Source organism: Dermacoccus sp. 147Ba, assembly GCF_004151355.1.
In the GTDB taxonomy this organism is placed as follows: Bacteria; Actinomycetota; Actinomycetes; order Actinomycetales; family Dermatophilaceae; genus Dermacoccus; species Dermacoccus abyssi.
Map to the genome: position 1 here is coordinate 216,976 of NZ_SEHL01000005.1, position 26,802 is coordinate 243,777.

27 protein-coding genes, 3 tRNA genes and 1 pseudogene are annotated in these 26,802 nt (G+C 69.6%); 16 read left to right on the top strand and 15 right to left on the bottom strand.

All coding sequences use genetic code 11. The features are described 5' to 3' along the window. Positions 1–237: 237 nt before the first annotated feature. Positions 238–552 carry a type II toxin-antitoxin system RelE/ParE family toxin gene (locus EVU97_RS08640; protein WP_129665091.1) on the top strand — a complete coding sequence of 105 codons (315 nt, stop codon included), beginning with the start codon at positions 238–240 and terminating at the stop codon, positions 550–552. After that, the gene (locus EVU97_RS08645) at positions 545–838 is read left to right on the top strand and encodes an addiction module antidote protein (protein WP_047312394.1); all 294 of its coding nucleotides are present in this window, start codon (positions 545–547) and stop codon (positions 836–838) included. The genes EVU97_RS08640 and EVU97_RS08645 overlap by 8 nt, the downstream gene beginning before the upstream one ends. Positions 839–944: 106 nt before the next feature. Here the strand turns inward: EVU97_RS08645 and EVU97_RS15430 are convergent. Continuing rightward, positions 945–1,145, bottom strand: a pseudogene (locus tag EVU97_RS15430) (leucine zipper domain-containing protein); the annotation flags it as partial. A gap of 279 nt (positions 1,146–1,424) precedes the next feature. On the opposite strand from EVU97_RS15430, the gene purD reads away from it, so the two are divergent. Then, a complete protein-coding gene (purD, locus tag EVU97_RS08655; protein WP_129665093.1) occupies positions 1,425–2,711 on the top strand; it encodes a phosphoribosylamine--glycine ligase in 1,287 nt (428 codons plus the stop codon). Positions 2,712–2,760: 49 nt separating this feature from the next. Further along, on the top strand, positions 2,761–3,654 hold the full coding sequence (locus EVU97_RS08660) for a phosphoribosylaminoimidazolesuccinocarboxamide synthase (protein WP_129665095.1): 894 nt from the start codon (positions 2,761–2,763) through the stop codon (positions 3,652–3,654). On the opposite strand, the gene EVU97_RS08665 is transcribed toward EVU97_RS08660, so the two are convergent. Beyond that, a complete protein-coding gene (locus EVU97_RS08665; RefSeq protein ID WP_129665097.1) occupies positions 3,632–4,546 on the bottom strand; it encodes a DMT family transporter in 915 nt (304 codons plus the stop codon). The genes EVU97_RS08660 and EVU97_RS08665 overlap by 23 nt on opposite strands. Before the next feature lie 64 nt (positions 4,547–4,610). On the opposite strand from EVU97_RS08665, the gene EVU97_RS08670 reads away from it, so the two are divergent. The 4 genes from EVU97_RS08670 (at position 4,611) to purL (ending at position 8,604) form a co-directional block, all read left to right on the top strand. Next, entirely contained in the window at positions 4,611–5,207 is a 597-nt protein-coding gene (locus EVU97_RS08670) for a TetR/AcrR family transcriptional regulator (RefSeq protein ID WP_165357921.1), read from the top strand. Between the two features lie 100 nt (positions 5,208–5,307). Next, on the top strand, positions 5,308–5,571 hold the full coding sequence (gene purS, locus EVU97_RS08675; RefSeq protein ID WP_047312388.1) for a phosphoribosylformylglycinamidine synthase subunit PurS: 264 nt from the start codon (positions 5,308–5,310) through the stop codon (positions 5,569–5,571). Next, positions 5,568–6,239, top strand: a complete 672-nt coding sequence (gene purQ, locus EVU97_RS08680; RefSeq protein WP_129665101.1) for a phosphoribosylformylglycinamidine synthase subunit PurQ — start codon at positions 5,568–5,570, stop codon at positions 6,237–6,239. Before purS ends, purQ begins: the two co-directional genes overlap by 4 nt. Before the next feature lie 16 nt (positions 6,240–6,255). Then, the gene (gene purL, locus EVU97_RS08685; RefSeq protein ID WP_240730173.1) at positions 6,256–8,604 is read left to right on the top strand and encodes a phosphoribosylformylglycinamidine synthase subunit PurL; all 2,349 of its coding nucleotides are present in this window, start codon (positions 6,256–6,258) and stop codon (positions 8,602–8,604) included. Positions 8,605–8,638: 34 nt separating this feature from the next. On the opposite strand, the gene EVU97_RS08690 is transcribed toward purL, so the two are convergent. Next, the gene (locus EVU97_RS08690; protein ID WP_129665103.1) at positions 8,639–9,046 is read right to left on the bottom strand and encodes a hypothetical protein; all 408 of its coding nucleotides are present in this window, start codon (positions 9,044–9,046) and stop codon (positions 8,639–8,641) included. A 122-nt stretch (positions 9,047–9,168) separates the two neighbouring features. Here EVU97_RS08690 and EVU97_RS08695 point away from each other — a divergent pair, with 122 nt between their 5' ends. Beyond that, positions 9,169–10,584 (top strand): FAD-binding oxidoreductase, encoded by a 1,416-nt coding sequence (locus tag EVU97_RS08695; RefSeq protein ID WP_129665105.1) that lies wholly within the window; start codon positions 9,169–9,171, stop codon positions 10,582–10,584. A gap of 21 nt (positions 10,585–10,605) precedes the next feature. Here the strand turns inward: EVU97_RS08695 and EVU97_RS08700 are convergent, their stop codons facing one another. The 3 genes from EVU97_RS08700 to EVU97_RS08710 are packed head-to-tail and all read right to left on the bottom strand — an operon-like array spanning position 10,606 to position 13,037. Further along, a complete protein-coding gene (locus EVU97_RS08700) occupies positions 10,606–11,283 on the bottom strand; it encodes a hypothetical protein (RefSeq protein WP_129665107.1) in 678 nt (225 codons plus the stop codon). Further along, positions 11,276–12,145, bottom strand: coding sequence for an Fpg/Nei family DNA glycosylase (locus EVU97_RS08705; RefSeq protein WP_047312602.1), 870 nt, complete (start codon positions 12,143–12,145; stop codon positions 11,276–11,278). Before EVU97_RS08705 ends, EVU97_RS08700 begins: the two co-directional genes overlap by 8 nt. A gap of 31 nt (positions 12,146–12,176) precedes the next feature. Continuing rightward, the gene (locus tag EVU97_RS08710) at positions 12,177–13,037 is read right to left on the bottom strand and encodes a spermidine synthase (protein WP_129665109.1); all 861 of its coding nucleotides are present in this window, start codon (positions 13,035–13,037) and stop codon (positions 12,177–12,179) included. 132 nt (positions 13,038–13,169) lie between these two features. Between EVU97_RS08710 and EVU97_RS08715 the strand changes: the two genes are divergently transcribed. Then, complete coding sequence (locus EVU97_RS08715) at positions 13,170–13,541, top strand: sterol carrier family protein (RefSeq protein WP_047312382.1); 372 nt, start codon at positions 13,170–13,172, stop codon at positions 13,539–13,541. A gap of 100 nt (positions 13,542–13,641) precedes the next feature. On the opposite strand, the gene EVU97_RS08720 is transcribed toward EVU97_RS08715, so the two are convergent. Beyond that, a complete protein-coding gene (locus EVU97_RS08720) occupies positions 13,642–16,185 on the bottom strand; it encodes a hypothetical protein (RefSeq protein WP_129665111.1) in 2,544 nt (847 codons plus the stop codon). A gap of 146 nt (positions 16,186–16,331) precedes the next feature. On the opposite strand from EVU97_RS08720, the gene EVU97_RS08725 reads away from it, so the two are divergent. From EVU97_RS08725 to purM, 3 genes are all read left to right on the top strand, one after another. Next, positions 16,332–16,625 (top strand): hypothetical protein, encoded by a 294-nt coding sequence (locus EVU97_RS08725; RefSeq protein ID WP_129665114.1) that lies wholly within the window; start codon positions 16,332–16,334, stop codon positions 16,623–16,625. Positions 16,626–16,716: 91 nt separating this feature from the next. Beyond that, positions 16,717–18,312, top strand: coding sequence for an amidophosphoribosyltransferase (gene purF, locus EVU97_RS08730; RefSeq protein WP_118913416.1), 1,596 nt, complete (start codon positions 16,717–16,719; stop codon positions 18,310–18,312). A gap of 34 nt (positions 18,313–18,346) precedes the next feature. Beyond that, the gene (gene purM, locus EVU97_RS08735) at positions 18,347–19,459 is read left to right on the top strand and encodes a phosphoribosylformylglycinamidine cyclo-ligase (RefSeq protein WP_129665116.1); all 1,113 of its coding nucleotides are present in this window, start codon (positions 18,347–18,349) and stop codon (positions 19,457–19,459) included. A 158-nt stretch (positions 19,460–19,617) separates the two neighbouring features. On the opposite strand, the gene EVU97_RS08740 is transcribed toward purM, so the two are convergent. Together EVU97_RS08740 and EVU97_RS08745 are read right to left on the bottom strand one after the other, a co-directional pair. Beyond that, positions 19,618–19,821 (bottom strand): DUF3073 domain-containing protein, encoded by a 204-nt coding sequence (locus EVU97_RS08740; RefSeq protein ID WP_047312377.1) that lies wholly within the window; start codon positions 19,819–19,821, stop codon positions 19,618–19,620. Positions 19,822–20,043: 222 nt separating this feature from the next. Continuing rightward, complete coding sequence (locus tag EVU97_RS08745) at positions 20,044–20,649, bottom strand: copper resistance CopC family protein (protein ID WP_165357922.1); 606 nt, start codon at positions 20,647–20,649, stop codon at positions 20,044–20,046. Positions 20,650–20,707: 58 nt separating this feature from the next. On the opposite strand from EVU97_RS08745, the gene EVU97_RS08750 reads away from it, so the two are divergent. Next, positions 20,708–21,352 carry a YigZ family protein gene (locus tag EVU97_RS08750; protein WP_129665120.1) on the top strand — a complete coding sequence of 215 codons (645 nt, stop codon included), beginning with the start codon at positions 20,708–20,710 and terminating at the stop codon, positions 21,350–21,352. Between the two features lie 90 nt (positions 21,353–21,442). Next, positions 21,443–22,753, top strand: a complete 1,311-nt coding sequence (locus tag EVU97_RS08755) for an aspartate aminotransferase family protein (protein WP_129665122.1) — start codon at positions 21,443–21,445, stop codon at positions 22,751–22,753. Positions 22,754–22,914: 161 nt separating this feature from the next. Here the strand turns inward: EVU97_RS08755 and EVU97_RS08760 are convergent. The 4 genes from EVU97_RS08760 to EVU97_RS08775 all read right to left on the bottom strand — a co-directional run bounded on the left by EVU97_RS08760 (position 22,915) and on the right by EVU97_RS08775 (position 24,338). Then, positions 22,915–22,987: transfer RNA gene (locus tag EVU97_RS08760), tRNA-Phe, on the bottom strand. 13 nt (positions 22,988–23,000) lie between these two features. Then, positions 23,001–23,077: transfer RNA gene (locus tag EVU97_RS08765), tRNA-Asp, on the bottom strand. Positions 23,078–23,099: 22 nt separating this feature from the next. Beyond that, positions 23,100–23,175 (bottom strand) — tRNA-Glu (locus EVU97_RS08770). A 116-nt stretch (positions 23,176–23,291) separates the two neighbouring features. Next, positions 23,292–24,338, bottom strand: a complete 1,047-nt coding sequence (locus EVU97_RS08775) for a PHP domain-containing protein (protein WP_129665124.1) — start codon at positions 24,336–24,338, stop codon at positions 23,292–23,294. Between the two features lie 91 nt (positions 24,339–24,429). On the opposite strand from EVU97_RS08775, the gene EVU97_RS08780 reads away from it, so the two are divergent. After that, on the top strand, positions 24,430–24,888 hold the full coding sequence (locus tag EVU97_RS08780; RefSeq protein WP_129665126.1) for a hypothetical protein: 459 nt from the start codon (positions 24,430–24,432) through the stop codon (positions 24,886–24,888). Here EVU97_RS08780 and EVU97_RS08785 read toward each other — a convergent pair. Beyond that, positions 24,826–25,458 (bottom strand): hypothetical protein, encoded by a 633-nt coding sequence (locus tag EVU97_RS08785; RefSeq protein ID WP_129665127.1) that lies wholly within the window; start codon positions 25,456–25,458, stop codon positions 24,826–24,828. The two genes, EVU97_RS08780 and EVU97_RS08785, sit on opposite strands and share 63 nt — an antisense overlap. Positions 25,459–25,495: 37 nt before the next feature. Next, complete coding sequence (locus EVU97_RS08790; RefSeq protein ID WP_240730174.1) at positions 25,496–26,698, bottom strand: MFS transporter; 1,203 nt, start codon at positions 26,696–26,698, stop codon at positions 25,496–25,498. Between the last annotated feature and the right edge of the window lie 104 nt (positions 26,699–26,802).

Genomic DNA, 26,802 nt, shown 5'->3' on the forward strand with positions numbered 1-26,802 from the left:
GGTCCGTTCACCCTCGCAGGGTGGCACTCCAGCTTAGTCGTCGCTCGGTGTGCGATCACGCCCCGCCCGGCGCCCGTCTCACGGGCGCCTGTGCGGCCCGCTCGGGTCGAGCGACGTCAGCCCTGTGCGAGCAAGTACTCACGCGGCGCACGACCGACCTTAGCGCCCACTCCTGCCGCGGAGCGGACCTCTTGGAGAGCTCTGGCCCGAATCCCCTCTGTCGACTATAATCGACACATGTTCGAGGTTCTCACCACCCAGGACTTCGATCGTTGGCTGCGTCGGCTGAAGGACAGGCAAGGCCGTCTGCGGATCTTGGCCCGTCTCGATCGTCTGAGCGCCGGCAACCTCGGCGATGCGAAACCGGTCGGTGGCGGCGTCCTGGAGCTGCGTCTCACCGTCGGCCCCGGATACCGGATCTACCTGACGCGCCGAGGTCAGCAGGTGGTCCTGCTGCTGTGCGGCGGGGACAAGTCCACCCAGACCGACGACATCGCCAAGGCGCGGCAACTGGCCAGCGCTTGGAACACGCAGGAGGGGCACGATGACTGAGACCTACACCCGATTCGACGCCGCGAGCTACCTCGAGAACATCGAGGACGTCGCTGGCTACCTGCAAATCGCCCTCGAGGAGTCTCACGAGGACCCGACCGCGGTGCCCCGCGCTCTGGGGGTCATCGCCCGGTCGGGCAACATGAGCGAACTCGCCCGCCGGGTCGGCATGAGCCGCGACGGCTTGTACAAGGCCCTGTCCGATCAGGGCAACCCCACCTGGACGACCGTGCTGAAGGTGAGCGAGGCGCTCGGGCTTCGCCTGTCGTTCGAGGCTGTCGCCTGACCCACGCGTGCTTCGCCGCGTAGCAGGGCCCTTCAGGTGTCTTCATGGCGGCGCTGGCCTCACTCGATGCCTCACGTCCCGGCTCGAGTTTGCGAGTCCAACGAGGCTGGCGAGGTGGACGGCTGGAGCGATCCTGTAGGCCGTCACCGCCTTCACTCGTGTAACGGATCGCCCATTTCGCGGCGGTTCTCCACGACACATCACAAGCGTTCCGCGGCGCGAGTGCCACCCGTCGTCGATGATCATCGGGCCAGACACAAGCGGGTACAGACTGTGTGAGCGGTGTTGGAGCGGGCAGCGTGGGCACTGAAGGCCTTCCGGCGTGGTGTGGGAACCAGACACTCCAATTGCACCTAGCGAGGCCTTCAGTGCAACGTCGGGGGAGCTGGCCGCACTTGCTCTGATCCAATGCGCGCTCAGACGGCGAACCGTGCGTCGGAACAAGACACCGTGTACCTTTCCCGCAGGCTCAGGTGTTGCGATCTCGACAACGAGCCCTGCGATGTTCGTCGCACGGACTTCCGCGCGCTCTGCGGGCCCACCTACGCCCCGTTCGGTCGCGGGCAGCCCCGGTAGGGTTGGGCGCATGAAGACACTCGTCGTCGGTACGGGCGCGCGCGAGCACGCGATCGTCAGGGGTCTGGCCGCAGACCCGCAGGTCGAAGCCGTCCTCGCAGCGCCGGGAAACCCCGGAATCGCGCAGATCGCTGACTGCCGACCGGTCGATGCGAATGACGGCGACGCCGTCGCGGCGCTCGCGCAGGAGGTCGGGGCCGACCTCGTCGTCATCGGGCCCGAGGCGCCGCTCGTCGCGGGCGTCGCTGACGCGGTGCGGGCTGCAGGAATCGACACATTCGGCCCCTCTGCCGAGGCCGCTCGCCTCGAAGGTTCGAAGTCGTTCGCCAAGGACGTCATGAACGCCGCGAACGTCCCCACTGCGGGGGCTCACACCTGCACCGATCTGGATGCCGTCGCTGCAGCGCTCGACGCGTTCGGCGCCCCGCACGTCGTCAAGGACGACGGGCTCGCTGCCGGCAAGGGCGTCGTCGTCACTGACGAGCGTGACGAGGCGCTTGCCCACGCGAAGGCCTGCCTCGACGCGGGCTCGAGCGTCGTCATCGAGGAGTACCTCGACGGCCCGGAGGTCTCCCTCTTCTGCATCACCGACGGCGCGAGCGTCGTGCCGCTGCAGCCGGCGCAGGATTTCAAGCGCGTCGGCGACGACGACGCGGGCCCGAACACCGGTGGCATGGGCGCCTACTCGCCCCTCGAGTGGGCGCCGGCCGATCTCGTCGACGAGGTCGTGCGCACGGTTGCGCAGCCGACGATCGACGAGATGGCGCAGCGCGGCACCCCGTTCGCGGGTGTGCTCTACGTCGGCCTCGCGCTGACGTCGAAGGGCCCGAAGGTCGTCGAGTTCAACGCGCGTTTCGGTGACCCGGAGACGCAGGTCGTGCTCGCGCGGCTCGTCACCCCGCTCGGCCAACTACTGCGCGCGGCCGCACGCGGTGAACTGGTCGACTTCCCGGCGCTGCAGTGGCGCAACGAGGCCGCGGTCACCGTCGTCGTCGCGAGCGACGGGTACCCGGCTCAGCCCAAGACCGGCGACCCCATCAGCGGGCTCGAGGACGTCGATGGCGACGGCTCGCGCGCCGGTGGCGGCGCCTACGTCCTGCACGCGGGCACGAAGGCCGGCGACGACGGCACGCTCGTCTCCTCGGGTGGCCGCGTGCTCTCCGTCGTCGCCCTCGGCGCCGACCTCGGCGAGGCCCGCGAGGTGGCCTACGCGGGCGTCGAGAAGATCGACCTGCCCGGCTCGCACCACCGCAGCGACATCGCACTCAAGGCCCTGCGCGGCGAGATCACCGTCTGAGCCTCACGCCCACACCCTCGACGAACCCGCACCGCTCCAAGGAGAGTCCATGACCGACGCCCCGAACCTGCCGGGTTACGCGCACGTCTACTCGGGCAAGGTGCGTGACCTCTACGCGCCGCTCGACGACGCGGGCAACCCGCGCGACGACCAGGTGCTGCTCGTCGCGAGCGACCGCATCTCGGCGTTCGACTACGTCCTGTCGACGCCGATTCCGGACAAGGGCGCGGTGCTGACGCAGCTGTCGCTGTGGTGGTTCGAGCAGATGGCGGACCTCGTGCCCAACCACGTCATCTCCACGGACGTGCCGGAGGCAGTCGCCGGGCGGGCGGTGCTCGTCGAGCGTCTCGACATGGTGCCGCTCGAGGCGATCGCCCGCGCCTACCTCACCGGTGGCGGGCTGTCCGAGTACCGCGAGACGGGTTCGGTGTGCGGCGTCGCGCTGCCCGCGGGGCTCGAGGACGCGTCGAAGCTGGACGAGCCGATCTTCACGCCGACGTCGAAGGCCGAGCTGGGGGAGCACGACGAGCCCATGACGTACGACGAGGCCGTCGATCTCATCGGTGCCGAGCGAGCCGGGGAGATTCGGGACATCACCGTCCGGATCCTGCAGCGCGGCAACGAGATCGCGTCCGAGCGCGGCATCCTCATCGCCGACACGAAGGTGGAGTTCGGGGTTCGCGCCGACGGCACGCTCGTGCTCGCGGACGAACTGCTCACGCCCGACTCGTCCCGCTTCTGGCCGGCCGACGACTGGCAGCCTGGCCGCGCACAGAACAGCTTCGACAAGCAGTTCGTGCGCGACTGGCTCACCTCCGACGCATCGGGCTGGGACAAGGCGAGTGGCGAGGAGCCGCCCGCCCTGCCTGCGGACGTCGTGGAGGCAACCCGCGCGAAGTACGTCGAGGCGTACGAGAACCTTACCGGCCGCTCGTTCTCCTGACGCCGGCGGGCGAGCGCGGGCCCCTCGCGTGACGGTTCGAGCCTCGCAGGGTGACGGCGACGCCGAGCATGACGACACCGAGGCCGATCCACTGCGAGTCGCCGGGACGCTGCGCGAACATCACCCAGGCCCAGAGGGTCGTCACCGGCGGTGTGAGATACAGCAGGGTGCTCGTGGCAGAGGCGCCGAGTGTGCGCAGACACGCGAGATAGGAGCAGTACCCTCCGAGGCCCGACAGGACGACGAGCCAGAGCAGCGCGCGGACCGAAGAGCCGGTTGCGGGAAGGCTCAGGGTGTCGGTCGTGGCGGCAAGTGCGGTGAAGGCGACCGCAGCCGTGACGGTCTGCATCGTGACGCTGAGCAGCAACGGAGTCTGCGGACTCCAGCGCCGTTCGAGCATCGCGCTGGCGCTGAGGGCGATGAGACTGGCGAAGACGAACCCGACCTCCGCCGTGGCGCCCATGTCGACGCCGCCCAGGCTGCATCCGACTCCGGCGAGCCCCAGGAGCAGCCCCGCGACCTGGCTCGCGTGAACACGATCGCCGAAGAGCGGCCGGCTCGCGAGCGTGACCAGCAGGGGCTGCAGGGCGCACACGAGGGCTGACAGGCCGGCGTCGAGCCCGGTCTCGGCCGCGGCGAACACTCCACCGAGGAAGACGACGTGGGCCATTAGTCCGAGGATTACCTGACGCCCCAGTTCACGTGCGGTCAGGTTCACCCGTACCCCGCGGGGGCGGGCTGTCACGCAGAAGGTCACCAACATGACTGCGGTGAGGACGTATCGCCACGCCAGGAGCGGGCGCCAGCCGACCTCGTCGCCGGCGAGCCCGGTGCCGACGAAGCCCGAACTCCAGGTCACGACGAAGCAGGCGCCGAGAAGGAATCGCTTCATCGGAAAAGGTAAACATACAGGTCGGTATACTGTCAGTGTCCCGACGCGACGTGGAGGTGCACTCATGAGTGAGAAGGCCATCGATCTCGGGTTGACGCCCCTCGAGGTCGCCGCGAGCACACCCGCCGGGGAGCGCATTCTGGCCGCCGCGTCCCGTCTCTTCTACGAGCGTGGCATCGGTGCGACGGGTGTCGATCTCATCGCGCTCGAATCGGACGTCACCAAGCGCACCCTCTACCAGCGATTCGGTTCGAAGGAGAACCTGGTGGCGCGGTACCTCAATGCCCGGGCGCACGCCTGGCAGCGCGAGGTGCTGGCGCATCTCGACGGCCGGGAGCCGCTCGCTGCGATCGTTGCGCTCTATGACCTCGCCGAGTCGTGGAGTGACGCAGGGCGCGGGTGCGCCTTCGTCAACGCCTGGGGCGAGGTCGGGGAAACGTCGCAAGCCGTCGCCGAGGTCGTGCGCGCCGAGAAGGGGTGGATGCGGGCGCTCTTCGACACCCTCGCCGGATCCGCCCAGGTGGGGGCGGTGCTGCACGCGTTGTACGAGGGTGCCCAGGTCAACGCCTCCATCGAGCGTTCCGACGAACCATTCCGTGCGGCGAGCGCAGCCTCGAAAACCTGGCTCGCTCAGGGTCTCTCCGGTGACGACGCACGCTGAGGGGGAGACCGCGCTCCCGTAGACTTCTCGGGTAACGGCTCACCTCAGCCAACCACCGACGCCCGCACGGGCGGCAAAGCAACCTGCAGGAGTTACCCCCATGGGCCACGTCGTCGTCGACGTCATGCTGAAGTCCGAGATCCTCGATCCGCAGGGGCAGGCCGTCGCCGGCGCACTGCCGCGCCTCGGTTTCGAACAGTTCACCGACGTGCGCCAGGGCAAGCGCTTCGTCCTCGAGGTCGAGGGTGACGTCACCGAAGCCCACCTCGCTGCGGCGCGCGACGCCGCCGACAAGCTCCTGTCGAACCCGGTCATCGAGGACGTCATCAGCGTCCACGACCTGGCCGACGAGGACGCCCGATGAAGATCGGCGTCATCACCTTCCCCGGTTCGCTCGACGACCACGACGCCAAGCGCGCCGTCCGTCTCGCAGGCGGAGACCCGGTCGACCTGTGGCACGGCGACGCTGACCTCAAGGGCGTCGACGCAGTCGTCGTACCCGGCGGGTTCAGCTACGGCGACTACCTGCGCTGCGGCGCCATCGCGCGCTTCGCGCCGGTCATGGACAAGCTCGTGCCCGCCGCGCAGGGCGGCTTGCCGGTGCTCGGCATCTGCAACGGCTTCCAGATCCTGTGCGAGTCCCACCTCCTGCCCGGCGCGCTCATCCGCAACGAGCAACAGAAGTTCTTCTGCACCGACCAGGTGCTTCGCGTCGAGAACGCCTCCACCGCGTGGACGAACGACTTCGAGCAGGGCGCGGAGATCACCATCGCGCTCAAGAACGGTGAGGGCTGCTTCGTCGCCGACGCCAAGACCCTCGACGAACTCGAGGGCGAGGGGCGCGTCGTCTTCCGCTACCTGCACGGCAACCCGAACGGCTCCTACCGCGACATCGCCGGCGTGACGAACGAGCGCGGCAACGTCGTCGGCCTCATGCCGCACCCGGAACACTGCGTCGAGGAGGGCTTCGGCCCCTCGACCGACGGCCTGGCGTTCTTCACGAGCGCGATCAAGGCGCTCGCGAACGTCTGAGGGGATACGAGAACACATGAGTGACCTGAGCATGACGCCCGAGCCCGGCCACGAAGCCGGCGCCCGCGAACACCACACCGACAGCAACCAGATCATCGCTGCTCCCAAGACCGACGGCCTCGACACGGTGACGAAGGCCGAGGCCTCGCCCGACGTCGAGCAGCCGTGGGCGGAACTCGGCCTCAAGGAGGACGAGTACGCCCGCATCCGCGAGATCCTCGGCCGCCGCCCGACAAGCGCCGAACTGGCCATGTACTCCGTGATGTGGAGCGAGCACTGCTCCTACAAGAGCTCGAAGGTGCACCTGCGCCGCTTCGGCGACCTGCCGAGCGAGACCCCGCGCGGCAAGCAGCTCGCCGGCATCGGTGAGAACGCCGGCGTCATCGACATCGGCCAGGGCTGGGCCGTCACCTTCAAGGTGGAGTCGCACAACCACCCGAGCTACATCGAGCCCTACCAGGGCGCGGCCACAGGCGTCGGCGGCATCGTGCGCGACATCATGGCCATGGGCGCGCGCCCGATCGCCGTCATGGACCCGCTGCGCTTCGGCGCCCTCGACCACCCCGACACCGCCCGCGTGCTGCCCGGCGTCGTCGCCGGCATCGGCGGGTACGGCAACTGCCTCGGCCTGCCGAACATCGGCGGCGAGGTCGTCTTCGACGACTGCTACCAGGGCAATCCGCTCGTCAACGCCCTGTGCGTCGGCAAGCTGCGTCACGAGGACCTGCACCTCGCGAAGGCTGCGGGCAAGGGCAACAAGGTCATCCTGTTCGGCGCCAAGACGGGCGGCGACGGTATCGGAGGCGTCTCTGTTCTCGCCTCGGAGACGTTCGACGCCGAGGGCCCGGCCAAGCGTCCGGCCGTTCAGGTCGGCGACCCGTTCGCCGAGAAGGTGCTCATCGAGTGCTGCCTCGACCTGTACGCCGCGGGCGTCGTCGAGGGCATCCAGGATCTCGGTGGCGCGGGCCTCTCGTGTGCGACCTCCGAGCTGGCCTCGGCCGGTGACGGCGGCATGCGCATCGAGCTCGACCGTGTTCCGCTGCGCGACAGCTCCCTTCGGGCCGAGGAGATCCTCATGTCCGAGTCGCAGGAGCGCATGATGGCCGTCGTCGAGCCGGAGAAGCTCGACGAGTTCATGGCGATCGCGAACAAGTGGGACGTCGAGGCCACCGTTCTCGGCGAGGTCACGGACGGCGAGCACCTCGTCATCACGTGGCACGGCGAGGTCGTCGTCGACGTTCCGCCGCGTTCTGTTGCTCACGACGGCCCCGTCTACGAGCGTCCGCTCGCGCGCCCCGACTACCTCGACGCACTGCAGTCCGACTCCGCGTCACTGCTGACGCGCCCGTCGTCGGGTCACGAGCTGCGCGAGCAGCTGCTCGCTGTGCTCGGTTCGCCGAACATCGCCGACAAGTCGTGGATCACCGACCAGTACGACCGCTACGTCATGGGCAACACAGCGCTCGCGATGCCGGACGACGCGGGCGTCGTGCGCGTCGACGAAGGCACCGGCCTGGGCGTCGCCGTTTCCACCGACTGCAACGGACGCTTCACGAAGCTCGACCCGTTCATCGGCTCCCAGCACGCCGTCGCCGAGGCGTACCGCAACGTCGCGGCCACGGGTGCGACGCCGCTCGCCGTCTCCGACTGCCTCAACTTCGGTTCGCCGGAGGACGCGGGTGTCATGTGGCAGTTCAGCCAGGCGGTCGACGGCATCATCGAGGCGTGCCGCTCGTTCGGTACGCCGGTGACCGGCGGCAACGTGTCGTTCTACAACCAGACCGGTGACGTGGCCATCCACCCGACGCCCGTCGTCGCTGTGCTCGGCGTCATGGACGACGTCAGCAAGCGCACGCCGTCGGCATGGAAGGACGCTGGCCTCGCGCTCTACGTCCTAGGCGAGACGCGCGACGAGCTGAACGGCTCCGAATGGGCGGGCGTCGTGCACGGCCACCTCGGTGGCACGCCGCCGCAGATTCACCTCGACAGCGAGAAGGCACTCGCCACCGTCCTCATCGACGGTGCGCGTGACGGCCTGTTCGCCTCGGCGCACGACCTCTCGTCCGGTGGCCTCGCGGTCGCACTGGCTGAGGGTGCGGTGCGTCACGGTGTGGGTGCGTCCATCGAGTTCGAGCAGGGCAACGCGTTCGTCTCGCTGTTCTCCGAGTCGGCCGGACGTGCACTCGTCGCTGTTGCGCCCGAGCACGTCGAGGCCTTCGAGGCCATGGCCGGTGGGCACGGCGTGCCCGCGACGAAGATCGGCGAAACGGGCGGGGGAGCGCTCGCCGTCGGCGACCTGTTCTCCGTGCCGGTGGCCGAGCTCGCCGAGACGCACCAGGCGCCGCTGCTCAAGGTCTTCGGCTGATCGACCGAACGAAAGCGGCGGGAGCGTCACACGATCAGCAGGGGGAGAGGATCAGCCCGAAGCCGCGTAGCAGGTGGACGGCGGCCAGGGCGAGCAGGATGGCAACCAAGCCCGCGCGCAGCGCCACCGGCGGCTTGTCCGCAAGGCGCTGGACGGTCGGAGACCACGTCACCCAGGCGCAGACACCGAGAGCGATCGCAACGAAGAAACCGGTCAGATCGACGGACGAGCACGAGGTGACCTCGCCGTTGTGAGTTTGCGTTGAGGTCTGACTGAGTTTGACGCCGAAACCGAGCAGACCGATGGCCAGACCGACCCAGAACGCGTTGGGGACGGCATTGAGGTTCGGCGTGGTCCGGGAGGGTGCGTTCGGTGACGTCGTCATCGGTCTCATTCCTTCATCGGCGATCTGAAAGCGTTGCGGGGCAGGCTCTGTGGCCACGCTGAGGGTGAGACGCACCGAACAGTTGGATGGCTCCACTGGACTTTGCGAATGTTGGGTCTCGTCGTGAGCCGCGGCGGGCCCTCTGTCGATGGGCTGCTGCCGATGAGTATGGTCGGACCATGCCTGCGATCGTCGAAGCCCTGCGTGAAGTTCTGCCCGCCGACGTCCTCGTGACCGACACTGACGTCATCGCGTCCTACGCCCACGACGAGGCCGAGTGGGCGCCGTTCGGAACCCCCGCCGCCGTCGTACGACCGACGACGTCGGAGCAGGTTCAGCAGGTTGTTCTGGCCTGCCTCGAACACGATGTCGCCGTCGTGCCACGGGGCGCCGGAACGGGCCTGTCGGGTGGCGCGAACGCACTCGACGGCTGCGTCGTCGTCAGCCTCGAGAAGATGAACCGCATCGTCGAGATCAACGCGACGGAGCGCCTCGCGGTCGTGCAGCCCGGCGTCGTCAACGACCACCTGCGCGCCGCTGCGGGAGAGCAGGGCCTGTGGTACCCGCCGGACCCGGCCTCCGCGCCCTGGTCGACGATCGGCGGCAACTGCGCCACCAACGCCGGCGGCCTGTGCTGCGTCAAGTACGGCGTCACGCGCGACTACGTCCTCGCCCTCGAAGTCGTCACCGGCACCGGCGAACGCGTGCGCGTGGGACGCCGAACGGCGAAGGGCGTCGTCGGCTACGACCTCGTCGGCCTCATGGTCGGCAGCGAGGGAACACTCGGCATCATCACCGAGATCACCGTCAAACTGCGCGCGGCCCGCGCACCCGAGACGACGGTCGTGGGGTTCTTCCCGGACGTCGTCTCCGCCGGAAACGCCGTCCAGGGCGTCGCGGACGCCGGAATCGCGCCCTCCGCACTCGAGCTCGTCGACCAGGTGTGCCTCAAGGCCGTCGACGACTGGAAGAACATGGGCCTGCTCGACATGTGCTCCGAGCACCTCGACGGCGAGAGCGAGGATAGGGGCGGCGCTGCCGTTCTGCTCGGCCGCATCGACGACCCGGGCGCCGTCGGCGAGCAGGAGGCCACCCGCATGGTCGACGTGTTCACCTCCGCCGGAGCGAGTTTCGCCGCCCGCTCGACGAGCGAGGAGGAAGCGGAGACGTTCTTCGCGGCGCGCCGCCTGGCCTACCCGGCGCTCGAACGCCTCGGCGACACGCTCACCGAAGACGTCTGCGTGCCCAAGGCCGAGGTGCCCGGCATGCTCTCGCGCATCGAGGAGATCGCCGCGAAGCACGACACCGTCATCGCCAACATCGCGCACGCCGGCGACGGCAACCTCCACCCGCTGCTCATCACGGAGCCCGGCGATGACGCCGCCCGCGAACGCGCCCAAGCGGCGTTCGCCGAGATCATCGACGCCGCTCTTGCCGTCGGTGGCACCGTCACCGGCGAGCACGGCGTCGGCCTGCTCAAGATGCCGGGGCTCGAGCAGGAGCAGACGGGTGTCGTCATCGACATGCAGCGCGCGATCAAGCGCGCACTCGACCCGAAGGGCATCTTCAACCCGGGCAAGGTCTTCTCGGCCTGACGGCAAGCCGCGTGCCGGGGGTCACCGCTGGCGCAGCGCGGTCATCTCTCCGACGGCAGGACGTCTCGGCGGGTCACTGAAGCCGAAGCCGCACGCGGTGAGGTCCGTCAGGTTGCCGAGTGGCCGTCCTGTGTAGGTGCCGGAGACGGCCGTGATGACGCGCTCGCCGCGCGCACAGTGGTGCTCGCGGCGGCCGTCGCGTAGGCGTCCGACGGCGTACACCGCGCGAAAGCTCGGCACACCGAGCGACAGGACGCGCAGCATGATCTCGGTGAACCAGGCGAACCCGCGCGTCTCGGTCACGGATGACGGGAGGCGTGAGATGACGGCCCCGCGGCGCGTCGGGCTACCCAGCGTGAGGGTGAGACGTGACAGCGGTGGCCCCTCGACGGGATCGACCTCGACGGCCCATTCCTGCCCCGCCTGCGCGATGCGGACGTCAGCAAGGACGACGTTGTCGATGTCGTGGAGCAGCCGCACGTCGTCGGCGAGGATCTCGCTCTCCACGTAGAGGGTTCGACAGCCGTCGGCCTCCGCGACGAGCAGGCCGCACCACGAGCCGAACGGTGATTCGTCCCAGCACGAGGCGACGAAGCGCTCACCACTCGTCGTGGCGAACGACGCGAGCCGGCCGCGGTAGCGCTCGAGATCCGCGGCGCGGTGACGAGGCAGCGGGATTCGTGATGCAAGTTCACGCATTGGCGCGGCGCCGACGATGGCGCGGCTGGCACGACGGGCACCAGAACAGGTTGCGGCCCGCGAACTCCTCGAGCGCAACGGGTGTGCCGCACACCAAACACGGTTGACCGGCCCGGCGGTAGACGTAGACCTCGCCTCCGTGCTTGTCGACGCGCGGCTCGCGCCCCATCGCCTCCGGCGTGTGCTCGGGTCGCACGGTGTCGATTCGACCGTCACGCACACCGAGTGGCATGAGGGCGACGAAGTCCGCCCAGATCGCGTCGAACTCCTCGCGCCGTAGGAACTTGCCGGGCATCTTCGGGTCGATGCCGTGACGGAACAGCACCTCGGCTCGGTAGATGTTGCCGACGCCGGGAAACACCTTCTGATCCATGAGGAGCGCGGCGACGGGCGTGCTCGTGCGTCGCACTCGAGCCCAGGCACGTTCGGGGTCGGCGTCACCGCGCAGGGGATCCGCGCCGAGCTTCGACGTGATCGTGTCGACCTCGTCGGGCGTGCGCAGCTCGCAGACGTTGGGCCCCCGCAGATCCATGACGACGCTCCCGCGCGGGTCGCCGTCCGTTGCGGAGACCCCGAGCCGCCACCGGATGGCGCCCGTCGCCGGCACGTCGGCCGGTTCGATTCCCTCGGTGAAGAAGAACTTGCCGAGCAGCCCGAGGTGGATGTTGACGCGCTCGTCCATGCCCTCGAACCCGACGAACATGTGCTTGCCCCACGCCTCGGCCGCGTCGAAGACTCGCCCGTCGACGCGAGCGGCACTGTCGCTGAATCGGCCCTGCGGCGACGAGGATTCGACGACACGTCCGGAGAACTGGTCGTTGAGAATGCCGGCGATTCGGTGGGTGACGTGACCTTCGGGCATCAGGTGACCTTCCGTGGGCGAGCGGGGCGCGTCATCGCACTCGCCACGCGCCGAGTTCGGGTGGGACGGGGGATCGTTCGGCATCTGTCGTGAAAGCGGGCGCGCCGCGGAAGAGCGAGGTGAGTTCGGCGCCCGCCCGGACTCCCGTGGGGAACATGGCGCGAGCCGCGCTTTGTCGAATCGTCGCGACGTCGAGGGACGATTCCGTCCGTGTCGCAGCGAGAACGACATTGCCGAACCGACGGCCCTTGAGCACTTCCTGGGCCCCGACGACGACGGCGTGGGGGAGCCGCACGACGAAGGTTGCCGCGGCTCGGCCGGTCCAGGCGAAGCCCGGCTCGTCGGACAGGTTCGCGAGTAGCACACCGCTCGGCTTGAGCACTCGCGCCACGTCATCGGCGAACGCTGGGGAGACGAGCTCCGCGGGCACACGCCCGTCCGCAAACGCGTCGAGGACGACGACGTCCGCCGACTCGTCCTTGAGATCGCGCACGCCGGCCGCCCCGTCGACGCCGCGCACACGGATGCGGTGGCTGCGTGGAAGAGGCAGCTCACGGCGCACGGCCTCGGTGAGTTGGGTGTCGGGTTCGAGCACGATCTGCGGTGAGCCGGGGCGCGTGGCTTCGACGTAGCGCGCCAGGGTGAGCCCGGCGCCGCCGACGTGGGTGACCCCGAGCGGTGCGGGAGCCGGCGGCGCGAGAGCGTCGACGAGCATCGCGAAGTGCTGGACGTACTCGAACTCGATGGAGGTCGGGTCGTCCGGGTCGACGTGCGATTGCGGGTGACCGTCGCGCATCACCGTCACGCCGCCGCGATCGTCGCGCACGAACTCGAAGCGTTCGTTCGTCGGTGCGGACGGCGCGGGGTCGGGGGAGGAGCGACGGCGGGCCATGCCCCAACTCTAGGTCGGTGGGCTCGCTTGCCTCGTCCTGCGTGGGCTGTGGTGCAGCGCAAGCCTGCCCGCGCGCTACACGGGGCGGGCCTGTCGGAGGGAAGGGGGCGACACCGTTCTAGGATCGACGCCATGCCACCTCGTCGACGTATCGACCCCGCCGCGGGCCGCGAGGCCGTCCTCACCTGGGCGCTCGACCCCGAGGCCGCGACGCGACCCGTCACCGCGACCGCCGTGCGCTACACGCTCGAGGAGCTGGGCATCCAGGCACCCGGGCGCACGGTCGAAGTGCGTGTTCCGCCGTTCGGGGCAGTGCAGTGCGTCGCGGGCCCGGTGCACACGCGAGGCACCCCGCCGAACGTCACCGAGACCGACGCGGCGACGTGGCTACGCCTCGCGACCGGTCGCCTCACGTGGGCCGAGGCTGCCGCAGGCGGGAAGCTGCGCGTCTCCGGTCAGCGCGCGGATGTTTCTGCATATCTGCCGATCGTGCCGGTCATCTGACCGTCCGACGCCCCGTTCACCGCTTCCGCGCGGCTACTGCGTCACATGACGACGCCGCCCGCCCCCAGCAGGGGACGGGCGGCGTCGTTCGTGCGTCGGGTCAGCGCTTCGAGGCGTCCCAGTGGCGGAACATCGCAGCCTTCGCGGCGTCCTCGCTCGTGAACCACACCTCGGCTTCTGTCTGCTCGTAACCCGGGCTGTCGGGCGTGTGGAACAGCATCGAGTCGGCGTTGCCCTTGATCGTGAACTCGGGCGACGGCGCGGAGCCGTCCTCGTTCGGCTCGGCCGAACCCGGGCCGAACGGGCCGTCCTGCTGGCCCGCCGAGCTCGCGTGGTCGGGCTCGCCGTCGTTCGAGTCACCCTCGTCCGTGCCGGCGACGAACGTCTGCTCGTCGGACTCCGACCGCGTCTGTGACTGCGACGACGAAGCCTCGTCGGTGGCGCTCGCGGAGCGGCTCTGCGAGTCGTCCGAGACGTCGGCGGAGACGGAGGACTCGTCGCTGTTCGTCTCCTGGACCTCGCCGATCTTGGCGGGGGCCGCGTTCTCCGGCGTCGTCGGGGCGACACCGCTGTCCTCGACGACGGCACTGTCGGAGGCGGCGAGCTCGTCGTCCTCACGCTCGAGCTCGACGTCGTCGGCCGACGGCTCCCCGGTGGCACCGGCGTCAGCCGCGGCCTCGGTGCTCTCGGAAACGGGCGCGTCGGTCGTCTCCGCCTTCGGAACCGGGGCGCTGTCGAGCTGGTCGAGCGGCAGGGGCTCGGTGCCCCAGTCGTCGCCACCCGAGCTCGCGGGTGCCGCCGCAGCGGCCGGAGCCGATGCGGAGTCTGCGGAGTCGGAGCTCGCCGGCGCCTGCGTCGACTCGGTCGAGTCCTCGGACTCACTCTCGGACGCCGCAGCATGCGGTGCACCTGCGGCGTCCGATGCGGGAGCCTCGTCCTCGACGGCATCCCTGGAGGCGTTGGCAGCTGCGTCGCCCGCGGCGGTGTCGTCGGCTGCCGCGCCCTGCGAGGACGTCTCCGGGGAGGCAGCTTCCGTGTCATCCGACGTCGCGTCGCTCGACGGCTGCTCCGACGCCTCAGCGGGCGACTCGGCCGGCTCGGACTGCGCGGCGGGAGCGTTGTCGAGGTCGGCCAGGGCCGGGGGCTCGGTGTTCCAGTCGTCCCCACCCGAACCACCGGAGCTCGCAGCGGCGGCAGTGGCCGCCGTGGCCGTCGCAGCAGCCGCAGCCGGCGCGACGCTGCTCTTCTCGCCCTCGGACTTCTCGGTCGTTTCCTCAGCGTCGGACTCGTCGCTCGAAGCGGGCTTCGTCTCCTCCGCTGTGGCCTCCTCAGCGCGAGCCTTCGAGTCGGACTCAGCCGACTCGGACGGTGCTTCGCTCGTCGACTGCGTCGAGGTCTCGGCGGACGACGCAGCGGGAGCGCTGTCGAGGTCCTCCAGAGCAGGGGGCTCGGTGGCCCAGTCGTCGCCGCTCGAGCTGGCCGGCGCAGCGGCAGCCGGCTTCTCGTTCGCCACTGACGACTCCAGGGCCTCACTGGTCTCGGCCTTCGGAGCCTCGGCGTCACTCGGCTCGGACGGCTTCGTCGCAGCCTTCTCGTCGTTCGCCGACGCGGCCGGAGCGCCGTCGAGGTCCTCGAGAGCCGGCGGCTCGGCGGCCCAGTCGTCGCCACCCGAGCTCGCGGCGGCGGCAGGCGCGGCAGCGGGCTCGGTGTTGGTAGCCGCGCCCGAGGAAGCCTGCGTCTCCGTGGGCTTGTCCTCGCTCTTGACTTCGGCAGGGGCCGAGTCGTCGAGAGCCGGGGGCTCCGCATCCCAGTCGTCGCCGGACGCGGCGGGCGCGAGAGCGGCCTTCGTGTCGGCAGCGGCCGAGTCGTCGAGGGCCGGGGGCTCGGCATCCCAGTCGTCGCCCGACGAAGCGGCGGCAGGAGCGGCCTCGGCCTTGCTCTCGGACTTCGGCTCGGCAGCCGACGAGTCGTCGAGAGCCGGGGGAGCAGCGTCCCAGTCGTCGCCGGAGGACGCAGCCGGAGCGGCTTCGGTCTCGGCGGGCTTGCTCTCGGTCTTCGCGGACGCGTTGTCCACGGCCGGGGGCTCGGCGTCCCAGTCGTCGCCCGACGAGGCGGCAGGAGCCTCGTTCTTCGCTGCGGTGTCCTTGTCGGCAGCCTTGGCCGAGTCGTCGACGGCGGGCGGGGCTGCGTCCCAGTCGTCGCCAGCAGCAGCCTGCGCGTCGTCGTTCTTCTCGGTGTTGGCCACCGGGGCCGGAGCGGCGTCCCAGTCGTCGGAGCCGGAAGCGTTGTCGTCCTTCGAGGAGGCGGCAGCAGCCGCACCCGCGGCACCGGCAGCGCCGGCCGCGGCGGCGGTCTTCCCCTTGCCGTCCTGCTTCTTCGCGTCCTTGCCGGAGGTCTCGTCGACCTCGGCCTTCGCAGGCTCGGCCCTGTCGGCGTCCTGCTCGGCCTTCGAACCGGCCGTCTCGATCTCGTCGGACTCCCCGTCCGTTGCCTCGAGGGTCTCCGGCTCCTCCTCGGAGCCGATCTTGTTCTTGCCGCTCACGCCGTGGATGCCGACAGAGCCACCCTTCTTCGGGTCGCGCATCAGCAGCCATGCGATACCCGCCACGGCGAGGAGCACGACGAGGAGGATCAGCCACTTCATGGTTCGTCCCATCGATGATTGAGCAATGACATACCTACCGGCACCTTACCGCCGGGTCACTTCGCGTGGCTGGCTCCTCGGCGCAGCCGTTTCCTGGGCGTGACGCGGCTGCAGCGCCCGTGCGCCGCGTTGCTACCGTTGGCATCGTGAGATCACGCAACGCGAAGAAGCCCGCCGCCGTCGCCGACCAGCGTCCGGTGCAGGGCGAGGACGGTATCCCCCTCGCACGGGTGAGCCGTTCGCCGCGCATCCTGCCGTTCGTCCTCACGGGCCTCGTGCTGGGTGTCGTCGTCGGTCTCGTCATCGCCATCACCGGCGGTGAGGGCGGCAACTACACGGAGGGTTCCACCCTCGGTTACTTCGCCCTCCTCTTCGGCGGCATCGGCGCCCTCCTCGGTGGGGTCGGCTTCGCCCTCGCCGACAAGCGCGCCCAGCGCTGACGGCAACGGCGCCCCGAACCTTCGAAGCCCTGAGACCGCCGTCTCAGACGCTCGTCCGCACCGGGTAGCCGGCGCGTGAAACAATGGCGCGGTGACACGCGGTGACGGAAAACTCACGCACGATCTCCTCCCCGGCGAGAAGGGGCCGCAGGACGCCTGTGGCGTCTTCGGCGTCTGGGCCCCCGGCGAGGACGTCGCGAAGCTGACCTACTACGGGCTGTACGCCCTGCAGCACCGCGGGCAGGAGTCCGCGGGCATCGCCACGAGTGACGGGCGAAGCATCCTCGTCTACAAGGACATGGGCCTCGTCTCCCAGGTATTCGACGAGACGAACCTCGCCTCCCTCAAGGGCCACCTCGCCATCGGTCACTGCCGGTATTCGACGACCGGCGGTTCGACGTGGGAGAACGCCCAGCCGACGCTCGGTGACACGGCCAAGGGCACGGTCGCGCTCGCGCACAACGGCAACCTCATCAACTCCGCCGAGCTGCGCGAGACGCTCGAGGACATCCACGGCGAGCTGGGCAACACCCAGGGCGAACTGCGTCGCGGCAACACCACCGACACGGCCCTCGTGACGACGCTGCTCGGCTCGCACCCCGAACTCTCCCTCGAGGAGACCGCGCTCAAGGTGCTCCCGCAGCTGCGCGGGGCATTCTGCTTCACCTTCATCGACGAGAACACGCTGTACGCCGCGCGCGACCCCCAGGGCATCCGCCCGCTCGTCATCGGCCGCCTCGACCGCGGCTGGGTCGTCGCGAGCGAGACGGCCGCGCTCGACATCGTGGGCGCCAGCTTCGTGCGCGAGGTCAACCCCGGCGAGATGATCGCCATCGACTCCGACGGCCTGCGTTCGACGATGTTCGCCAAGCCCGAGCCGAAGGGCTGCGTCTTCGAGTACGTCTACCTCGCCCGCCCCGACACGACGATCAGCGGCCGTGAGGTCTACGAGAGCCGCGTCGAGATGGGTCGTCAGCTGGCCCGCGAGTTCCCCGTGGACGCCGACATGGTCATGCCGACGCCCGAATCCGGCACGCCGGCGGCCATCGGCTACGCCGAGGAATCCGGCATCCCCTACGGCATGGGCCTCGTGAAGAACGCCTACGTCGGGCGCACCTTCATCGCGCCGAGCCAGACGATCCGTCAGCTCGGCATCCGCCTCAAGCTCAACCCGCTCAAGCCGATCATCAAGGGCAAGCGCCTCGTCGTCGTCGACGACTCGATCGTGCGCGGCAACACCCAGCGCGCGCTCGTGCGGATGCTGCGCGAAGCCGGTGCCCTCGAGGTGCACGTGCGCATCTCCAGCCCGCCCGTGCGCTGGCCCTGCTTCTACGGCATCGACTTCGCCACGCGCGCCGAGCTCATCGCGAACGGTGCCAACGTCGAGGAGATCTGCACGTCGATCGGTGCCGACTCCCTCGGCTACATCAGCCCCGAGGGCATGATGGCGGCCACCCAGCAGGAGCCGGAGAACCTGTGCTCCGCGTGCTTCACCGGCGAATACCCGGTCGAGCTGCCGTCGTCCGACCGCCTCGGCAAGAACCTGCTCGAACTGCAGCTTCCCGTCGAGTTCGCCGGGGCCGACCCCACCGACGTCGGCACGGCCGACCTCGCCCGCACCAACCCCGACGGTGTCTCGCCGCTGGCCGGTGGCGGCGCGGTCGACCCGTCCCGCATCTCGCACTGACCGCCGACACGCCCCCATGAAGGACGAACGACACATGACGCAGAACGAGGCCATCACCTACGCCGGAGCCGGTGTGGACGTCGAAGCCGGTGACAAGGCCGTCGAGCTCATGAAGGAGTCGGTCAAGGGTGCGCAGCGCCCCGAGGTCCTCGGCGGCCTGGGCGGGTTCGCCGGGCTGTTCGACGCCTCGGTGCTCGGCGGAATGACGCACCCGATCCTCGCGACCTCGACCGACGGTGTGGGCACGAAGGTGGCCATCGCGCAGGCACTCGACAAGCACGACACGATCGGGTTCGACCTCGTCGGCATGGTCGTCGACGACATCGTCGTGTGCGGCGCGGAACCGCTCTACATGACCGACTACATCGCCACCGGCAAGGTCGTTCCCGAACGCATCGCCGCGATCGTCTCCGGCATCGCTGCCGCGTGCCGCCAGGCCAATGTCGCTCTCATCGGCGGCGAGACGGCCGAACACCCGGGCCTGCTCGCCGAGGACGAGTACGACGTCGCGGGCGCCGCCACCGGCGTCGTCGACAAGAAGGACCTCATCCTGCCCGAGTCCGTGCGTGAGGGTGACGTCGTTCTGGGCCTCGCCTCGAGCGGCATCCACTCGAACGGGTACTCGCTCGTGCGCAAGGTCTTCTCCAGCGCCGGTTGGGGCTACGACAAGAACGTCGAGGAGTTCGGGCGCACGCTGGGGGAGGAACTGCTCGAACCGACGCGCGTGTACGCCGCCGACCTCCTGCGCCTCATCCGCACGGACGGAGTTGACATCCACGCCCTCTCCCACGTCACGGGCGGGGGGCTCGCGGCCAACGTGGCGCGCGTCCTGCCCAAGGGCATGGGTGCGCGCATCGAGCGTGCGACGTGGACGCCGCCCGCGGTCTTCGACGTCGTCCAGCGCGTCGGCAACGTGCCGCAGAGCGACCTCGAGCGCACGCTCAACATGGGTGTCGGCTTCGTGGCCGTGCTGCCCGCGGAGCAGGCCGCCACGGCCGTCGATGTCTGTGAAGAGATGAACCTGCCGGCGTGGCGCATGGGCGAGATCGTCGCCACCGATCGCCTCGACGCCGCCGAAGCCGAGGTGGTCTCCGGCGCCAAGGGCGTCGACGCGGGCGCCTGTCAGATCGTCGGCGACTACGCCTGAGCTTGTCGCGGCCGACGCTGACCTGCCCCTTCCACCGAGGGGCGAAAGCGGACGGCGTCGGACGTGACGAGGGCATGACGAATGCCTCCGACCCCGAAGGGTGGGAGGCATTCGTTCACATCAACTCAGATGCGGGTTGAGCTACGAGAGGTGGACGCTCAACGGTCGCCCGACGCCCACGTGTCGTACTCGTCGTACTCGTCGCCGTCGTTCACTCGGTCAGCCGACGAGTCTCGAGCGTCCGACGTGCTGCGCGAAGCGCGCAGTTCACGCTCCAGCGCCCTCAGGTCGGTGTCCGGAGTCGAGTACTTGAGCTCGCGAGCAACCTTGGTCTGCTTGGCTTTGGCCCGGCCGCGCCCCATGGCGAGACCCCCTCTGTGTTTGCCAGGGCGGCCCCCATCAGTCCATGCACGCAGCATCGACCTCAGGAGGAGGGCCCTGGGGATCCTAAGTTTCTGTCGTGGGGGTAACGCTACCTCAGAACAGGGCCGGAACGCCCATCGGGTCGCCCGTCTAGGACGCGCTCTCACCGCGTCAGCCCGGCGCTGACGCGGTGGTTCGCCCTGCGCGAACGCGCCGGCGGGTCAGCGGGGGTCGTCCTTGGTGCGCTTGCGCATGACGAGGAACGTTCCCGCGACCGCCGCAGCAGCCGCCACGGTGCCTCCGATGACGAACAGGGGCATGTTGTCGCCGGGCTCGTCCGTGGTCGGGGTCGACGGGCCCTTCACCGTCGATGAGGACGCGGGGGAGCTGGGGTCGACGGGCTTGAGGGTGCCCGGCGCCTCGGAGCCGTTGGAGGTGCCCGTCGACGTCGAGGAGTTCGCCGCGCCCTTGAGCGTGAACGAGTACGAACCGCTGATGGGGTGACCGTCGGAGGAGGTGACCCGCCACGTCACGGCGTACGTGCCGTTGCCGGTCGGCTCGAACGGCACCGTCACGCGCTGGCCGTCCGCCTTCGGCGTCCCCTGCTTGGTCTTGCCGTCCGGCCCCTTGACGGCGACCTGGCTGCCCACGTCGAGCACCGGCGCACTGAACGTCAGTGTCAGCCGCTGCGGAGCCGACGTGACGGTGGTGCCGGCGGCCGGCTGAGCACCCGTGAGGGAGTCGTGCGCGGATGCGGCGGGGGCGCACGCGAGAGTGATGAGCGCTGCGGCGCCGGGGATGAGGACGCGAGAGGTACGTGCGGTCATGCCCCCATTGTGGCGCGGCCGCGCTGAGTGTGGGCTTCCGGGCCTAGTGTTGCGTGTCATGGTGGAGCGCTACACGACGATCGCCCGCGCCGTGCAGGCCGAGATCGAGGCCAAGAGGTCACGTTTCCTGTGCGACCTCGTGCCGGTGGCGAGCGAGGACGAGGCTCGTGCCGTCGTCGAGAGGGCTCGCAAGGAGCACTGGGACGCCCGCCACCACTGCAGCGCGTTCGTGCTCGGGCCGGCCGCCGACATTCGGCGCTCCAACGATGACGGTGAGCCCTCAGGCACGGCAGGTACCCCGATGCTCGACGTGCTCACCGGCGCCGACCTGACGGACGTCGTCGCCGTCGTCACCCGGTGGTTCGGCGGCACGTTGCTCGGCACGGGCGGCCTCGTCAAGGCCTACTCCGACGCCGTGCGGGCGGCGCTCGACGAGGCGCGTCTCGTCCACTACGAGCGGCAGGTGCGACTGACCTGCCAGGTGACTCTCGCGGACGTCGGGCGCGTGGAGAACGCGCTGCGGGCAGCGGGTTTCGTCGTCGCCGACGTCGACTACGCCACGCACGCGGCGGCCGGGCGCGCCGGCCTGGAGGTCGCTGCACCGTCGGATGCGCTGGGGCGCGCCGACGCGGCTCTGGCGGAACTCACGTCCGGCGAGGCGGCGTTCGAGCGGGTCGGGCAGACCTGGGCGGCGAAGGGCTGACCAGCGGTCCGCCCGCCCGCGCGGACACCCGAGGGAAGTGCAGGTGAGACGAGGGTGGCGCCTGGCGTCGGCGTGGGAGAAGGTGAAGGCATGAGCACGCCCAAGCTGAGCACCCAAGAAACGTACGATCTCGACCGCGCGCACGTGTTCCACTCGTGGTCCGCGCAGGGATCCCTCGACCCGATGGTCGTCACGCGCGCGCAGGGGACGCGCCTGTGGGACGGCGACGACAACGAGTACCTCGACTTCACCGGCCAACTCGTCTTCACGAACATCGGCCACCAGCATCCGCGCGTGGTCGAGGCGATCCAGGAGCAGGCGGCCACGCTGTGCACCATTGGCCCGAGCAACGCCAACGACCGTCGTTCGCAGCTCGCGTCGATGATCTCCGACCTGCTGCCCGACAACCTCAACAAGGTCTTCTTCACCAACGGTGGCACCGAGGCCAACGAGCACGCCGTGCGCATGGCCCGCGAGTTCACCGGTCGGCGCAAGCTGCTGTCGGCCTACCGCAGCTACCACGGGGCGACGGCGCAGTCGATCCACCTCACCGGTGAGCAACGCCGCTTCGCCAACGACAAGGGCGCGAGCGAGGTCGTGCACTTCTTCGGGCCGTTCCTCTACCGCAGCGAGTTCTTCGCCGAGAGCCCCGAGCAGGAGTGCGAGCGTGCCCTCGCCCACCTCGAGCGCACCATCCAGATGGAATCGCCCGACGCGTTCGCGGCCCTCGTGCTCGAGCCCGTCATCGGTTCGGCGGGCATCATTCCGCCGCCCGCCGGCTACCTCGAGGGCGTGCGCGAGATCTGTGACCGCTACGGCATCGTCTTCATCGCCGACGAGGTCATGGCCGGCTTCGGTCGTACCGGAAAGTGGTTCGGCCACCAGCACGCCGACGTCGTGCCCGACCTCATCACGTTCGCCAAGGGCGTCAACTCCGGTTACGTGCCGCTCGGCGGCGTCGTCATCAGCGACGCCATTGCCGGGCACTTCGACGAGCGCGCCTACCCGGGCGGCCTGACGTACTCCGGTCACCCGCTCGCCTGCGCTGCCGGCGTCGAGACGATCACCACGATGAAGGACGAGGGCATCGTCGACAACGCCCGCCGCATCGGCGAGGACGTGCTCGGCCCGGGGCTGGCGAAGCTCGCCGAGACTCACGACATCGTGGGTGACGCTCGTGGCGTGGGGGTCTTCTGGGCCCTGGAGCTCGTCGAGGACGCGGAGACGAAGAAACCCGCCACGGAGGCTGCCGCCACGGTGGCTGCCGCCGCGAAGAAGAACGGCCTGCTCGTCATCGCTGCGGGCAACCGCCTGCACATCGTGCCGCCGTGCACCGTGAGCGACGAGGAGATCTCGACGGCGCTTTCGATTCTCGACGAGGCGCTCGGCTCGCTGAGCTGACGCTCGCTCGATGGTTCTGCGCCGTCTCGTGCCCTTCGGGGTGCGGGGCGGCGCAGTTCGTCGTCCCGGGGGAGCGTCGAGCGTGGAGAGGCCGTCGGGCAAGACCTTGGAGACACGGAGAAGCCCCCGAGTGTGAACTCGGGGGCTTCCTCGGTGGAGCGTGGCCAGAGACGGGGTCGAACCGCCGACCTAGCGATTTTCAGTCGCTCGCTCTACCAACTGAGCTATCTGGCCCTTGGGAAAGGGATGGCGACCCCGACGGGACTCGAACCCGCGACCTCCGCCGTGACAGGGCGGCGCGCTAACCAACTGCGCTACGGGGCCTTGAAATAAGGCCGATTTGTGCTGGTATCCCCAACGGGATTCGAACCCGTGCCGCTGCCGTGAAAGGGCAGTGTCCTAGGCCGCTAGACGATGGGGACATGCGCAAATCATCGAGCTTTGCTTTGCGATCTTCACCTCTCGGCGCCGCTCGAACTTGCGTAACTTTAGTACACGTCTCGGGGGCATTGCAAAACGGCCCGATCTGCCCGGAACCTCAGGGAATCTCCTTGCGAGCGAACGCCCGGACGCGGTCGGCCGGCCACGTCGTGATGACCCGTTCCAGGGGCACGTCGAGCCGCTCGATGCGTTCGGCGCCGTAGGCGAGGAAGTCGAGCTGGCCCGGCGCATGGGCGTCCGAATCGAGCGAGAAGTAGCAGCCGAGATCGAGTGCCTCGCGGATGAGGTCGTCCGGTGGGTCGCAGCGTTCGGGTCGTGCGTTGATCTCGACCGCGACGCGGTGTTCGGCGCACGCGGTGAAGACGGCCTTCGAGTCGAACGTCGACGGCGGACGCTTTCCCCGTTCCCCCTCGACGAGCTGCCCGGTGCAGTGGCCGAGGATCGTCGTGGCCGGATTCTCGATCGCCCCGAGCATCCGCTTCGTCATGGCTGCCGGGCCGGAGCGCAGCTTGGAGTGCACGGACGCGACACGGACGTCGAGCTTGGCGAGTATCTCGTCGCTCTGGTCGAGGCTGCCGTCGTCCTTGATGTCCACCTCGATGCCCTTGAGCAGTTCGAAGTCGGTTCCGGTGGAGGCCACAGCGTCGTTGAGGGCTTCGATGACGCCGAGCTGCTTCGTGAGGCGTTCGGCCGACAGGCCGTTCGCCACGCGCAGCGAGGGCGAGTGGTCGGTGAGCACGAGGTACTCGCGTCCGAGGCCGATGGCGGCCATGACCATCTCGTCGATGGGGGAGCCACCGTCACTCCAGTCGGAGTGGCTGTGGCAATCGCCCCGCACGGCCTTCATAACGTCCTGCCCGCCCTCGACGAGGAACTCCGGGCTCGACTCCTCCAAGGTGGCGAGGTACTCGGGCGTCTCGCCGTCGAGTGTCTGCGTGATGACGGCGAGCGTCGTCTTGCCGATACCGGAAACGTCACCGAGCGTGCCCGCGGCGTGTCGGGCGCGCACCTCGTCGTCCGACAGCTTCGCGAGGGCGCGTGAAGCCCCTCGGAAGGCCTTGACGCGGTACGTTCCGGCGCGTCGGCGCTCGAGGAGGAAGGCGATGCGATCGAGCGCCTCACGGGGGGTGGGCACGGTGTCCATGCGAGTGAGCCTACGTGGGGTGCAAGCCCCCGCCGGGTCGTCTGCCTCGGCGCGGACGGGCCACTCACGCTCGGGCAGGCACAATGGGTGCGTGAGATCGTGGTCCCTTGTCATCGTCATCGTCGTGCTCTGCGCGCTGGTCGTGTACCTGCGCAGCAAGATGCGCGAGGGCGTGACCCGGTGGGCTGCCGAGCGCCTCGGCGGGGGAGCAGCACGCGCTCGCGCGAAGGCACTCCTGTGGTACGGATCGGCCAGTGCTGCGGCGATTGCCGTCCTCATAGCCGGTTACGTTGTCGCGCGCGCAGGTGGGTCCGTGGCGTACCTGCGGTTCGTCGCAGCGTTCCTCGTTTTCGTGCTCTTCGTCCCGGTGGCGACGCTCGGCGCCCCGAAGCTCACCAAATGGCAGAAGAACTTCGGGCGACGCCTGCACGAAGCAGGCGCCGCCCGAGAGGCCGCGGAGGTGTTCGCGCGCGTGGCGCGCGTCTTCTCAGTGGTCGGTGTTCTGTGCGGCGTCGGCGCCGTTCTCCTGGTCGCTCACCACACGCCGTGACGGGTCGCCCGCCTCGATCTGAGTGGACTGCGACGTGGAGCTCTGCTCGTTCGAGCCGAGCGGGTTCGCGAGCGTCGACTCGAGGGCGGGCTTCGGCATGGCCTTCTCCTGAAGCTTCGCCGTCGAGTTCTGGATCGCCTTCGTCACCCAGGGGCCGGCGAGGCTGACGACGGCCGCGCCGGCCGCCATCCACAGGCGCGGGTTACGCACGCCGCGCTTGACGAGCATCTTCTCGACGGTCTTGTCGACGCGCAGCGCGAGGCCCGACGTCACGAGCGCCATGCCGGCCGACGAGGCCGAGACGAGGTTGGCGCCTGCGCGCGAGGCGGGGCGGCCGTCGACGAGGTTGATCGTGTCGTCGGTCTTGCCGGCGATCTGGGATCGCGCCGGGCGACGGTCGCCCGCGACGGCGGCACCTACGGCCGTCAGGGTGTTCGACATCGCGAGGCCGCGACGCACCCAGCGGGGGAAGCGGGCGGGCCGGATGTAGGTCGTCGCCGCAGCGGTGAGAGCCGTGACGGCGGCTTGGCCGAACTGGGATTCGAGTGCGGGCACGGAGAATCGAGGCATGGTGTCAGCCTAGTTCGCGCGAGTGCCCGCGCAAGCGTCAGTTGGCGTGCGTGGTGCGTGAGAGGAGGCGCTTCGCCCCGACGGCGAGGACGAACGCGAGCGTGGTGGCGGCGAGCGTCACCTTGAACGCGGGGGCGACGCCGCCTTCGTCGACGAGGCGACCGGCGAGGGCGGCGCCTGTCGCGTAACCGAGACCGGTGGCGCCGGCGAGCAGCGTCATCGCCGTAGCTGTGCGCGAACGGTGCGTGATGAGTTCGCCGAGCGTGAACGTCGTGATCATGTACGGCGCGATGGCGAAACCGAGGATGACGAGCTCTGCGGCGAGCAGCGTGAGGTTGTCGACGGCGAGCAGCGGCAGGGAGAGAACCCACATCGCCGTGGCGAACAGGAGCAGACGCTTGGGGTGGTTCGGCGCCTTCGTCAGGCGGCCGAGGGCGATTCCGGCGCTCACCGAACCGATGCCGAGCAACGCGTGGAACAGACCCGAGCTCTCGGGGTGCCCGGCGAGTTGAGTGAGCAGCGTCGTGCCCGTCTGGATCGAGCCGAACAGGTTGCCGATGAAGAACTGCGCGGCGACGAGGACCGTGAAGGCCGCGGTCCACAGCGGGGCCTTCGACGTGCCGACGGGCGTCGGCGCGAAGCGGCTGCTCGGGTGGCGGGCGAACTGGATGCCGAAGAGGCCGAGTAGCACGGCGGCGGCGAGGAGAGGCGCCCACGTGCCGAGGGCTGCCGCGGCGGCGCCGACGAGCACCGGGCCGACGACGAAGGACGCTTCGTCGGCTGCACCCTCGTAGGAGAAGGCGGTGCCGACGAGCCGGTCGTCGGCCTTGCGACCGACGATGATGGGGCGCCACCGCACACGGGCCAACTGGCCGACCTGCGGCAGGACGAACCCGGTGAGGGCAGCGACGACGGCAGTGGCGACCCAGTGAAGGTCGAAGTAGCGCGTGGCCACGGTGGCGAACAGGCCGATCGTGCCCGCCACGCACTGGAACATGAGGACGCGCGACTGGCCGTGACGGTCGGTGAGCGACCCGAACCAAGGGGCGCCGACCGCGTTGCAGACGGCGAGCGCGCCCGCGCAGATTCCGGCCTGGGTGTAGGACTTCGTCGTCGTCGCGACGAGCAGCAGCGTGCCGAGCTGGGACATGGCCAGGGGCAGGCGTGCGATGAAGGCGACGACGATGTAGCGGTACCCGGTCAGCCCGAATAGCCCTGAATAACCCACTGCCGTACTCACCGCGCAAGTGTACGGGCGCGGACGACGGGGGCCGTCACCGTCGGGTTGCGTGACGTGTGAGCGTCGGCCCGTTCTGTGACCGGCGCAGCTCACGTAGTGGGCCA